The organism is Marinobacter sp., from assembly GCF_041595835.1.
In the GTDB taxonomy this organism is placed as follows: Bacteria; Pseudomonadota; Gammaproteobacteria; order Pseudomonadales; family Oleiphilaceae; genus Marinobacter.
Map to the genome: position 1 here is coordinate 1 of NZ_JBFHJO010000067.1, position 9,419 is coordinate 9,419.

19 protein-coding genes and 2 pseudogenes are annotated in these 9,419 nt (G+C 52.0%); all 21 read left to right on the forward strand.

Annotated elements, in window-relative coordinates:
- Window positions 1–209: pseudogene (locus ABYA77_RS13895) on the forward strand (30S ribosomal protein S3); the annotation flags it as partial.
- Window positions 210–221: 12 nt separating this feature from the next.
- Window positions 222–635, forward strand: coding sequence for a 50S ribosomal protein L16 (gene rplP / locus ABYA77_RS13900; protein WP_303291867.1), 414 nt, complete (start codon window positions 222–224; stop codon window positions 633–635).
- Complete coding sequence (gene rpmC, locus ABYA77_RS13905) at window positions 635–826, forward strand: 50S ribosomal protein L29 (RefSeq protein WP_303291874.1); 192 nt, start codon at window positions 635–637, stop codon at window positions 824–826. Before rplP ends, rpmC begins: the two co-directional genes overlap by 1 nt.
- A 1-nt stretch (window position 827) precedes the next feature.
- Window positions 828–1,094, forward strand: coding sequence for a 30S ribosomal protein S17 (rpsQ, locus tag ABYA77_RS13910; RefSeq protein ID WP_114335794.1), 267 nt, complete (start codon window positions 828–830; stop codon window positions 1,092–1,094).
- A gap of 18 nt (window positions 1,095–1,112) precedes the next feature.
- Complete coding sequence (rplN, locus tag ABYA77_RS13915) at window positions 1,113–1,481, forward strand: 50S ribosomal protein L14 (RefSeq protein WP_007154005.1); 369 nt, start codon at window positions 1,113–1,115, stop codon at window positions 1,479–1,481.
- A 17-nt stretch (window positions 1,482–1,498) separates the two neighbouring features.
- Window positions 1,499–1,819 (forward strand): 50S ribosomal protein L24, encoded by a 321-nt coding sequence (rplX, locus tag ABYA77_RS13920; protein WP_348425417.1) that lies wholly within the window; start codon window positions 1,499–1,501, stop codon window positions 1,817–1,819.
- 15 nt (window positions 1,820–1,834) lie between these two features.
- Window positions 1,835–2,374, forward strand: coding sequence for a 50S ribosomal protein L5 (gene rplE / locus ABYA77_RS13925; RefSeq protein WP_372966574.1), 540 nt, complete (start codon window positions 1,835–1,837; stop codon window positions 2,372–2,374).
- Between the two features lie 12 nt (window positions 2,375–2,386).
- On the forward strand, window positions 2,387–2,692 hold the full coding sequence (gene rpsN / locus ABYA77_RS13930; RefSeq protein ID WP_372966575.1) for a 30S ribosomal protein S14: 306 nt from the start codon (window positions 2,387–2,389) through the stop codon (window positions 2,690–2,692).
- Window positions 2,693–2,780: 88 nt separating this feature from the next.
- Entirely contained in the window at window positions 2,781–3,173 is a 393-nt protein-coding gene (rpsH, locus tag ABYA77_RS13935; protein WP_372966576.1) for a 30S ribosomal protein S8, read from the forward strand.
- A gap of 9 nt (window positions 3,174–3,182) precedes the next feature.
- A complete protein-coding gene (gene rplF, locus ABYA77_RS13940; RefSeq protein ID WP_372966577.1) occupies window positions 3,183–3,716 on the forward strand; it encodes a 50S ribosomal protein L6 in 534 nt (177 codons plus the stop codon).
- Between the two features lie 9 nt (window positions 3,717–3,725).
- The gene (rplR, locus tag ABYA77_RS13945) at window positions 3,726–4,073 is read left to right on the forward strand and encodes a 50S ribosomal protein L18 (RefSeq protein ID WP_011784258.1); all 348 of its coding nucleotides are present in this window, start codon (window positions 3,726–3,728) and stop codon (window positions 4,071–4,073) included.
- 12 nt (window positions 4,074–4,085) lie between these two features.
- The gene (gene rpsE / locus ABYA77_RS13950) at window positions 4,086–4,586 is read left to right on the forward strand and encodes a 30S ribosomal protein S5 (RefSeq protein ID WP_372966578.1); all 501 of its coding nucleotides are present in this window, start codon (window positions 4,086–4,088) and stop codon (window positions 4,584–4,586) included.
- Window positions 4,587–4,590: 4 nt separating this feature from the next.
- Entirely contained in the window at window positions 4,591–4,779 is a 189-nt protein-coding gene (rpmD, locus tag ABYA77_RS13955; RefSeq protein WP_007153997.1) for a 50S ribosomal protein L30, read from the forward strand.
- Window position 4,780: 1 nt separating this feature from the next.
- Window positions 4,781–5,215 (forward strand): 50S ribosomal protein L15, encoded by a 435-nt coding sequence (gene rplO / locus ABYA77_RS13960; RefSeq protein WP_372966579.1) that lies wholly within the window; start codon window positions 4,781–4,783, stop codon window positions 5,213–5,215.
- Window positions 5,216–5,232: 17 nt separating this feature from the next.
- Window positions 5,233–6,555 carry a preprotein translocase subunit SecY gene (secY, locus tag ABYA77_RS13965; RefSeq protein WP_372966580.1) on the forward strand — a complete coding sequence of 441 codons (1,323 nt, stop codon included), beginning with the start codon at window positions 5,233–5,235 and terminating at the stop codon, window positions 6,553–6,555.
- A gap of 31 nt (window positions 6,556–6,586) precedes the next feature.
- On the forward strand, window positions 6,587–6,700 hold the full coding sequence (gene rpmJ, locus ABYA77_RS13970) for a 50S ribosomal protein L36 (protein ID WP_008174902.1): 114 nt from the start codon (window positions 6,587–6,589) through the stop codon (window positions 6,698–6,700).
- Window positions 6,701–6,840: 140 nt separating this feature from the next.
- Window positions 6,841–7,197 (forward strand): 30S ribosomal protein S13, encoded by a 357-nt coding sequence (rpsM, locus tag ABYA77_RS13975; RefSeq protein ID WP_044387625.1) that lies wholly within the window; start codon window positions 6,841–6,843, stop codon window positions 7,195–7,197.
- 13 nt (window positions 7,198–7,210) lie between these two features.
- Window positions 7,211–7,600 carry a 30S ribosomal protein S11 gene (gene rpsK, locus ABYA77_RS13980; RefSeq protein ID WP_007153992.1) on the forward strand — a complete coding sequence of 130 codons (390 nt, stop codon included), beginning with the start codon at window positions 7,211–7,213 and terminating at the stop codon, window positions 7,598–7,600.
- An 18-nt stretch (window positions 7,601–7,618) separates the two neighbouring features.
- The gene (rpsD, locus tag ABYA77_RS13985) at window positions 7,619–8,239 is read left to right on the forward strand and encodes a 30S ribosomal protein S4 (RefSeq protein ID WP_372966581.1); all 621 of its coding nucleotides are present in this window, start codon (window positions 7,619–7,621) and stop codon (window positions 8,237–8,239) included.
- A gap of 35 nt (window positions 8,240–8,274) precedes the next feature.
- A complete protein-coding gene (locus tag ABYA77_RS13990; protein ID WP_372966582.1) occupies window positions 8,275–9,279 on the forward strand; it encodes a DNA-directed RNA polymerase subunit alpha in 1,005 nt (334 codons plus the stop codon).
- A gap of 33 nt (window positions 9,280–9,312) precedes the next feature.
- Window positions 9,313–9,419 (forward strand): annotated as a pseudogene (gene rplQ / locus ABYA77_RS13995) (50S ribosomal protein L17); the annotation flags it as partial.

Genomic DNA, 9,419 nt, shown 5'->3' on the forward strand with positions numbered 1-9,419 from the left:
GTGCTGAAATCGCACGTTCCGAGTGGTATCGCGAAGGTCGTGTACCTCTGCACACACTGCGTGCAGATATTGATTACGCAACCTATGAAGCGCACACCACTTACGGCGTAATCGGCGTTAAGGTATGGATCTTCAAAGGTGAGATTCTTGGTGGTATGGAACAGGTCCGTGCTGACAAGAAAGCCTCTGGGAAGAAAGGTTCTAAGTAAAGGGGCACTCTTATGCTGCAACCAAAACGCACCAAATTTCGCAAGGTAATGAAAGGCCGTAACACCGGTCTTGCTCAGCGCGCTAATAAGGTGAGCTTCGGTGAATACGGATTGAAAGCGACAACCCGTGGACGTATAACTGCGCGCCAGATCGAGGCAGCGCGTCGTACCATGACTCGTCGTATCAAAAGGGGCGGTAAGATTTGGATTCGGGTTTTCCCTGATAAGCCAATTACCGGTAAACCTCTGGAAGTACGGATGGGTAAAGGTAAGGGTTCTGTCGAGTATTGGGTGGCTGAAATTCAGCCAGGTCGCATGCTCTATGAAATGGAAGGTGTTTCCGAGGAAATCGCTCGCGAAGCCTTTACTCTGGCAGCGGCCAAACTGCCTGTACAGACCACCTTTGTAACGAGGACGGTGATGTGATGAAAGCAACAGAGCTGCGTGACAAGTCCGTCGAGGAGCTGAACAGTGAGCTGATCAACCTCCTGAAGGAGCAGTTCAACCTGCGCATGCGTAAAGCGACGGGTCAGCTGAATCAGTCTCACCTCCTCGGCAACGTGAAACGTGACATTGCGCGCGTTAAAACGGTAATGAATGAAAAGGCAGGACAGTGACATGACCGAAGCTACCCAAACTGCCAGAACTCTGAGCGGCAAGGTCGTGAGCAACAAGATGGATAAGTCCATCGTGGTCCTGGTTGAACGTCAGGTGAAACATCCTCTGTACGGTAAGTACATGAAGCGTTCAACCAAGATCCATGCGCACGATGAAAGCAATCAGTGCAACATCGGCGACACCGTAACCATCGAGGAAACCCGTCCGGTCTCCAAGACTAAGAGCTGGGCTCTGGTTGAGGTCACCGAACGCGCTTCCAAGGTGTAATTCGCCCGGAGAACAACCATGATTCAGACTCAAACAATGCTTGAAGTCGCGGATAACAGCGGTGCACGTCAAGTTATGTGTATCAAGGTCCTGGGCGGATCTCACCGGCGTTATGCCAGCGTTGGGGATATCATCAAGGTAACCGTTAAGGAAGCCATCCCACGCGGCAAGGTGAAAAAAGGCCAGGTCCTGAAGGCTGTTGTAGTACGTACCCGTAAGGGTGTGCGTCGTCCAGACGGTTCTTTGATCCGTTTTGATGGTAACGCGGCGGTACTTCTGAACAATCAGGACGCGCCCATTGGTACCCGTATCTTCGGACCGGTTACCCGTGAGCTGCGTAACGAAAAGTTCATGAAGATTATCTCACTGGCACCCGAAGTACTTTAAAGGACCAGAGGCCGGTTATGAAAAAGATTAAACGAGATGACGAAGTAATCGTCACCACGGGGAAAGACAAAGAGAAACGTGGTAAAGTCCTGAAAGTTCAGGACGATGGTCGCGTGATTGTTTCTGGTATCAATATGATCAAGAAACACACAAAACCTAACCCGATGCTCGGCACCCCAGGTGGTATCGTCGAAAAAGAAGCGCCTATCCAGGCTTCCAACGTGGCTATTTTTAATCCGCAGACCGGCAAAGCCGATCGTGTAGGCTTCCAGATCAAGGAAGACGGCACCAAAGTGCGGATCTTCAAGTCCACGAAAGAACCTGTCGATAACCAGTAAGCGGTGGTGGTTACGATGCTTAACATGAAAGAGCAGTATTCAAAGGAAGTGGTACCCGCCCTGCAGAAAGAGTTCGGCTACAAGAACATCATGCAGGTTCCGCGTATCGAAAAAATCACCCTGAACATGGGTGTTGGCGAAGCGGTTGGCGACAAGAAGCTGATTGAAAATGCTGTGGCAGATCTTGAGCGCCTGGCAGGCCAAAAAGTTGTTGTTACCAAAGCTAAAAAATCTGTAGCGGGCTTCAAAATCCGCGAAGGTTGGCCGATTGGCTGTAAAGTGACCCTGCGCGGTGAGCGTATGTGGGATTTCTTTGATCGCCTGGTTCACATTGCGGTTCCCCGCATTCGTGACTTCCGTGGTCTGAACCCGAAATCTTTCGATGGTCGCGGTAACTACAGCATGGGTGTGCGTGAGCAGATCATCTTCCCTGAGATCGAGTACGACAAAGTCGACAAGATCCGTGGGCTGGATATCACCATCACCACTTCTGCCGTTACCGACGATGAAGGTCGCGAACTGTTGAAAGCCTTTGGCTTTCCGTTCAAGAAATAAGGAACGAGTGACATGGCGAAGGTTTCAATGAAAAACCGTGAGCTCAAGCGTGAAAAGACTGTGGCTAAGTACGCAGCTCAACGCGCTGAGCTCAAGGCGATTATCAAAAACCCAAATACCAGCGATGAAGAACGCTGGGACGCGCAAATGAAGCTGCAACAGCAGCCTCGTGATGCCAGTCCTTCACGTCTTCGTAATCGTTGCCAGGTGACTGGTCGTCCTCATGGCGTCCTGCGTAAGTTCGAGCTTTCACGGATTAAGCTCCGTGAATACGGCATGCGCGGTGATGTTCCGGGTCTGACCAAGGCAAGCTGGTAAGGCAGGCATCCTGGCTTCGGTCAGGTGCCCGTTGGTAAGCGGTGCGGCGCGCCGCTGCACAACTAAAAAGATCAGGAGACTCATTAAAATGAGTATGCAAGATACGCTTGCGGATATGTTTACTCGTATCCGTAATGCTCAGATGGCGCAGAAGGCCGATGTGGTCATGCCATCTTCAAAGATGAAAATCTCCGTAGCCCAGGTCCTCAAGGACGAAGGTTATGTTGGAGATTTCTCCGTTTCAGCTGATGCGAAGCCCGAGCTTACGATCAATCTTAAATACTTTGGCGGTAAGCCGGTTATCGAAGAGATCAAGCGGGTTAGTCGTCCGAGTCTGCGCCAGTACAAGGGCGCTGGGGAGCTGCCGAAGGTATCCGGTGGTCTGGGAGTCGCGATTGTCTCAACGTCCAAGGGCGTTATGACAGACCGCGCCGCACGAGCTGCTGGCGTGGGTGGCGAAGTCATCTGCACCGTATTCTAGGAGAATCACATGTCCAGGATTGCCAATGATCCTGTCGTGCTGCCTTCCGGTGTTGAGGTTAAGCTGAACGGACAGGAAATTAACGTTAAGGGTTCCAAAGGTGCTCTTCAACTCACCATTCACCAAGCGGTTGAAGTAAAGCAGGAAGAGGGTTCTCTTCGCTTTGCTGCACGTGATGGTGCGAAACAGTCCCGCGCTCTTGCTGGTACTACTCGTGCGCTGGTTAACAACATGGTTTCCGGCGTTGCCACTGGCTGGGAGCGTAAGCTTCTGCTGACTGGTGTAGGTTACCGTGCTCAGGCGCAAGGTAAAAAGCTCAATCTGACTCTGGGTTTTTCTCACCCGGTGGAATATGAGCTGCCCGAGGGTGTTACCGCTGAAACTCCGTCCAATACGGAAGTTGTGATTCGCGGTATCGACAAGCAACAGGTTGGCCAGGTCGCTGCAGATATTCGCGCTTTCCGTCCGCCCGAGCCTTATAAAGGCAAAGGTGTTCGTTATGCGGATGAGCAGGTAAGACGCAAAGAAGCCAAGAAGAAATAAGGCGGGACTATGAGCGCGAATAACGAAAGACTGCGTCGCGCACGTAAAGTGCGCATGAAGATTCGTGAGCTGGGTACTGACCGTCTGTGCGTTCATCGCACTCCGCGTCATATGTACGCCCAGGTTACTACTGCAGATGGCAGCAAAGTGCTGGCAACTGCTTCCACGTTGGATAAGGAACTGCGCCAGGGTGCAACCGGTAACGTGGACGCCGCCAAGAAAGTCGGTCAGCTGATTGCTGAACGTGCTAAGGCGGCAGGCATTGAGAAGGTCGCTTTTGACCGCTCAGGTTACCGTTATCACGGTCGCGTGCAGGCTTTAGCCGACGCCGCTCGTGAAGCTGGCTTGCAATTCTAAGAGGTGGAGAAGATGAGCGTTAACGAACAGAAGGCGCCTGAGCTCCAGGAAAGGCTGGTTCAGGTAAATCGAGTCGCTAAGGTTGTTAAAGGCGGCCGTATCTTTGCCTTCACTGCATTGACTGTAGTGGGAGATGGCAAAGGACGTGTTGGTTTCGGTCGTGGTAAGGCTCGGGAAGTTCCGGTCGCTATCCAAAAGGCTATGGAAGCAGCTCGTAAAAACATGGTAGATGTCGCTCTTGACGGCAATACACTTCAGTATCCGGTTCGTGCCCAGCACGGCGGTTCTAAAGTGTTTATGAAACCGGCTTCTGAAGGTACCGGTGTCATTGCTGGTGGTGCGATGCGCGCAGTGCTTGAAGTGGCGGGCGTTCAAAACGTTCTGTCCAAGTGCTACGGCTCTACTAACCCGGTGAACGTTGTACGTTCAACCATCAAGGGTCTGCAGGCAATGAACGCGCCTGAAGATGTTGCAGCCAAGCGCGGTAAATCCGTCGAAGATATTCTGGGTTGAAGTCATGGCGAACGCAAAAACGATCAAAGTAACTCTGACCCGCAGCCCGATTGGCTGTCAGCCAAAACACAAGCTTTGTGTTAAAGGTTTGGGTCTTCGTAAAATCGGTCATACCGTTGAAGTAGAAGATACTCCTTCTATTCGTGGCATGATCAACCGGGTTAATTACCTGGTTCAGGTTGAGGAGAACTAAGATGCGTCTGAACGAACTTGCTCCGGAACCTGGTTCACGCCCAGCCGCAAAGCGCGTTGGTCGTGGTATCGGTAGCGGTCTCGGTAAAACCGGCGGTCGTGGTCACAAGGGTCTGAAGTCTCGTTCTGGTGGCTCTGTTGCCCCTGGTTTCGAGGGTGGTCAGCAGCCTTTGGCTCGTCGTCTGCCGAAATTCGGTTTCACCTCACGTCAGCAACGCTATGTGGCTGAAATTCGCCTGAACGAACTGGCGAAGGTAGAAGGTGATGTGGTCGATCTGGCTGCACTTAAGAAGGCTGACATTATTCGTGAAGAAATTCGCGATGCCAAGGTTATGCTGTCTGGTGAGCTGGACCGCGCAGTAACCGTTAAAGGGCTACGTGTCACCAAAGGCGCACGCGAGGCAATTATTGCCGCGGGTGGGAAAGTCGAAGACTAAGACGAGTCGAGGACTAAATGGCCAAGACAGCATCATTGCCTGCGGGTGCCGGAAAAGGATTTGCAGAGCTGCGTTCGCGGCTCTGGTTTGTCTTTCTGGCGTTGTTGGTGTACCGCATCGGTGCTCATATTCCGGTGCCAGGTATCAACCCTGACCGTTTGGCGGCATTGTTTGATCAGAATCAGGGAACGATCCTGAGTCTGTTTAACATGTTCTCCGGTGGTGCGCTTGAGCGCATGAGTATTTTCGCACTCGGTATCATGCCGTATATTTCTGCCTCTATTATTATGCAGCTCATGACTGCGGTTAGCCCGCAGCTTGAGCAGCTGAAAAAAGAAGGCGAATCTGGTCGTCGTAAGATCAGCCAGTACACGCGGTACGGTACGGTTATCCTGGCCCTGGTTCAGGGCTTCGGTATTTCGGTGGGGCTAGCCTCTCAAGGCGTTACTTTTAACGATAGTTTCAGCTTCCATTTTGTGGCGGTTGTTTCCTTTGTTTGTGGTGCCGTCTTCATGATGTGGCTCGGTGAGCAGATCACGGAGCGCGGTATCGGTAACGGCATATCTCTGCTGATTTTTGCCGGTATCGTAGCGGGGCTGCCGGGGGCTATAGGTCAGACCCTGGAACAGGCGCGAAACGGAGAGATGAGCCTGCTGGTTGTACTCGGTATTGGTGTTCTGGCGGTTGCAGTTGTCGGTTTTGTTGTGTTCATGGAGCGCGGTCAACGCCGTTTAACCATTAACTACGCGAAACGTCAGCAGGGCCGTCAGGTGTTTGCTCAGCAGTCCAGCCATCTGCCGCTCAAGGTTAATATGGCTGGTGTTATTCCGCCAATCTTTGCTTCTTCTATTCTGCTGTTCCCCGCATCTTTAGGGCAGTGGTTTGGTCAGGGCGAGGGTATGGAATGGTTGAGTGACGTTTCACAGGCATTGGCTCCGAGCCAACCTTTGTATATCATTCTGTTCGCAGCAGCAGTCGTGTTCTTCTGCTTCTTCTATACAGCATTGATGTACAACCCTAAAGAAGTTGCGGATAACCTCAAGCGTTCCGGCGCGTTTATCCCGGGGATTCGTCCGGGAGAGCAGACAGCCAAGTACATCGATGGTGTGCTTACTCGTCTGACGTTGTTCGGGGCTATGTATATTGCAGCGGTGTCCCTGTTCCCTCAGTTTCTGATGGTTGCAGGTAACGTACCTTTCTATCTTGGTGGTACCTCACTGCTGATTGTGGTAGTCGTGGTGATGGATTTCATGGCCCAGGTACAGTCGCACCTGATGTCGCATCAGTATGAATCTCTGATGAAGAAATCCAATCTCAAGGGCTATGGACGGAATGGCTGATAGCTGTTCCCCTTGAAAACTGGAGTCGACAATGAAAGTACGCGCTTCGGTAAAGAAAATTTGCCGTAACTGCAAAGTAATTCGACGCAATGGCTCAGTTCGAGTCATCTGCTCGGAGCCTCGCCACAAACAGCGTCAGGGCTAATCCCTCGGGATCAGAACTGGCATTGTAGAAGGGGTTCGGAATATGGCGCTTGACTCTAGTTCGGGTCAGGCGTTATTATTTCGCGCCCTTTTCGTGGCGGAAAATTCACACAGCAAAGCTTTGAACGCGGAGTAATTTGGATGGCACGTATAGCCGGTGTCAATATACCCGATCACAAACATGCTGTTATCTCGCTGACTTACATCTTTGGTGTCGGCAAGACAACAGCCCAGAAGCTTTGCGATGCAACCGGCGTTAAGCCGGACGTCAAGGTCAAAGACCTTAGCGACGAGCAGCTTGAAGCACTTCGTTCTGAAGTGGGCAAGTTTACCGTCGAAGGCGATTTGCGTCGTGAAGTACAGATGAACATTAAGCGTTTGAAGGATCTCGGTTGCTTCCGTGGTCTGCGCCATCGTCACGGACTTCCAGTCCGCGGCCAGCGCACCAAGACCAACGCCCGCACCCGTAAAGGTCCTCGCAAACCTATTCGTAAGTAACAGGTAGGCAATCATGGCAAAGCCAGGTACACGTACCCGTAAAAAGGTGAAAAAGACGGTTGTTGATGGCGTCGCGCACATTCACGCGTCCTTCAATAACACCATCGTGACCATTTCGGACCGTCAGGGCAATGTTTTGTCCTGGGCCACTTCTGGTGGTTCTGGTTTCCGCGGCTCACGTAAGAGCACACCTTTTGCTGCGCAGGTAGCAGCTGAAAGAGCCGGTAATGCGGCTGCTGAATACGGCCTTAAAAACCTGGATGTAGAGGTTAAGGGTCCTGGGCCCGGACGTGAATCTGCAGTTCGCGCGCTTAACGCGTGTGGCTACAAGATCACTAACATCACTGATGTGACGCCGATTCCACATAACGGTTGTCGTCCGCCCAAAAAGCGCCGCGTCTAACACAGGAGACAGTGAAATATGGCTCGTTATATAGGCCCGAAGTGCAAGCTGTCTCGTCGTGAAGGGACAGATCTTTTTCTGAAGAGCGGTGTTCGCGCGCTCGATTCAAAATGTAACATCGAGACTCCGCCGGGTATGCACGGCGCACGTCGCGGTCGTTTGTCCGAATACGGCATGCAGCTTCGTGAGAAGCAGAAAGTTCGTCGTATCTATGGCGTTCTGGAAAAGCAATTCCGTAACTATTACAAAGAGGCTGCCCGCCTGAAAGGTGCAACTGGTGAAAACCTGCTGCAACTTCTTGAAGGTCGTCTTGATAACGTTGTATATCGCATGGGCTTTGGTTCTACCCGTGCGGAGTCCCGTCAGCTCGTTTCTCACAAGGCGATCCTGGTAAATGATAAGCCGGTTAATATTCCGTCTTATCAGGTTAAACCGGGTGATGTTGTGAGTCTGCGTGAAAAGGCCAAGAATCAGTTGCGCGTTAAAGGTGCTCTGGAACTGGCTAGTAGCCGTGCGCCGGTGAGCTGGGTAGAGGTTGACGCCAATAAGATGTCCGGCGTTTACAAGTCAGTGCCTGAGCGTACTGAACTGCCTGCCGACATCAACGAGAACCTCATCGTCGAGCTTTACTCTAAGTAAAGTCCAGTTTGCAACGATAGTAGATAGGGGCGTCTATGCAGCGTTCAGTACATGAGTTATTGACACCTCGTACCATTGACGTGAAAGAATCCGGCGCTTTGCGTGCCAAGGTTACGCTGGAACCGCTTGAGCGCGGTTTCGGTCATACCCTTGGTAGTGCGCTTCGCCGTATTCTTCTGTCTTCGATGCCAGGCTGCGCCGTAACCGAAGCACAGATCGACGGTGTCCTGCACGAGTACAGTGCCATCGAGGGTGTCCAGGAGGACGTCATTGAGATTCTTCTGAATCTTAAGGGCGTTGCAGTAAAAATGAATGGACGTGATGACACTGAGCTGACACTCAGCAAGAAAGGTCCGGGCGTTGTTACTGCCGGTGATATCAAGTTGGATCACGACGTAGAAATCGCCAACCCGGAACACGTTATCTGCCACCTGAGCGAGAATGGCGAACTGAACATGCGCTTGCGCGTGTCTCGTGGTCGCGGTTACGAGCCGGCTGACCAGCGTGGTCTGGATGAGGACGAAACTCGTGCCATTGGCCGTTTGCAGCTTGATGCTACGTACAGCCCGGTTCGCCGTGTATCTTATGCGGTGGAAAGTGCACGGGTTGAACAACGTACAGATCTTGACAAGCTGGTTATTGATCTGGAGACCAATGGTACGATCGATCCCGAAGAAGCAATTCGCCGGGCCGCGACTATTCTCCAGCAGCAATTGGCTGTGTTCGTCGATTTCGATCATGAGAAAGAGCCAGAAAGTGTAGAAGAAGAGGAAGAAATTGATCCGATTCTGCTGCGCCCGGTTGATGATCTTGAATTGACTGTACGTTCGGCTAACTGCTTGAAGGCAGAAAACATTTACTATATCGGCGATCTTATTCAGCGCACGGAAGTGGAGCTGCTGAAGACGCCTAACCTTGGCAAAAAGTCGCTGACCGAGATCAAGGACGTACTTGCGTCCCGTGGTCTGTCTCTGGGCATGCGTCTTGATAACTGGCCGCCGGCAAGCCTTCGTGGTGATGACCGGGTTCTGGGCGGTTAATCGCCGATTAGTTTAAGGTAAGGAATCAGAGCAATGCGTCATCGTAAGAGTGGTCGTAAGTTCAACAGGACCAGTGCGCATCGCAAGGCCATGTTCCGTAACATGACTGCGTCACTGGTTGAGCACGAGCTGATCAAAAC

Coding starts and splice junctions, on each gene's coding strand:
- rplP (WP_303291867.1), top strand. CDS start 222: ATGCTGCAACCAAAACGCACCAAATTTCGCAAGGTAATGAAAGGCCGT.
- rpmC (WP_303291874.1), top strand. CDS start 635: ATGAAAGCAACAGAGCTGCGTGACAAGTCCGTCGAGGAGCTGAACAGT.
- rpsQ (WP_114335794.1), top strand. CDS start 828: ATGACCGAAGCTACCCAAACTGCCAGAACTCTGAGCGGCAAGGTCGTG.
- rplN (WP_007154005.1), top strand. CDS start 1,113: ATGATTCAGACTCAAACAATGCTTGAAGTCGCGGATAACAGCGGTGCA.
- rplX (WP_348425417.1), top strand. CDS start 1,499: ATGAAAAAGATTAAACGAGATGACGAAGTAATCGTCACCACGGGGAAA.
- rplE (WP_372966574.1), top strand. CDS start 1,835: ATGCTTAACATGAAAGAGCAGTATTCAAAGGAAGTGGTACCCGCCCTG.
- rpsN (WP_372966575.1), top strand. CDS start 2,387: ATGGCGAAGGTTTCAATGAAAAACCGTGAGCTCAAGCGTGAAAAGACT.
- rpsH (WP_372966576.1), top strand. CDS start 2,781: ATGAGTATGCAAGATACGCTTGCGGATATGTTTACTCGTATCCGTAAT.
- rplF (WP_372966577.1), top strand. CDS start 3,183: ATGTCCAGGATTGCCAATGATCCTGTCGTGCTGCCTTCCGGTGTTGAG.
- rplR (WP_011784258.1), top strand. CDS start 3,726: ATGAGCGCGAATAACGAAAGACTGCGTCGCGCACGTAAAGTGCGCATG.
- rpsE (WP_372966578.1), top strand. CDS start 4,086: ATGAGCGTTAACGAACAGAAGGCGCCTGAGCTCCAGGAAAGGCTGGTT.
- rpmD (WP_007153997.1), top strand. CDS start 4,591: ATGGCGAACGCAAAAACGATCAAAGTAACTCTGACCCGCAGCCCGATT.
- rplO (WP_372966579.1), top strand. CDS start 4,781: ATGCGTCTGAACGAACTTGCTCCGGAACCTGGTTCACGCCCAGCCGCA.
- secY (WP_372966580.1), top strand. CDS start 5,233: ATGGCCAAGACAGCATCATTGCCTGCGGGTGCCGGAAAAGGATTTGCA.
- rpmJ (WP_008174902.1), top strand. CDS start 6,587: ATGAAAGTACGCGCTTCGGTAAAGAAAATTTGCCGTAACTGCAAAGTA.
- rpsM (WP_044387625.1), top strand. CDS start 6,841: ATGGCACGTATAGCCGGTGTCAATATACCCGATCACAAACATGCTGTT.
- rpsK (WP_007153992.1), top strand. CDS start 7,211: ATGGCAAAGCCAGGTACACGTACCCGTAAAAAGGTGAAAAAGACGGTT.
- rpsD (WP_372966581.1), top strand. CDS start 7,619: ATGGCTCGTTATATAGGCCCGAAGTGCAAGCTGTCTCGTCGTGAAGGG.
- ABYA77_RS13990 (WP_372966582.1), top strand. CDS start 8,275: ATGCAGCGTTCAGTACATGAGTTATTGACACCTCGTACCATTGACGTG.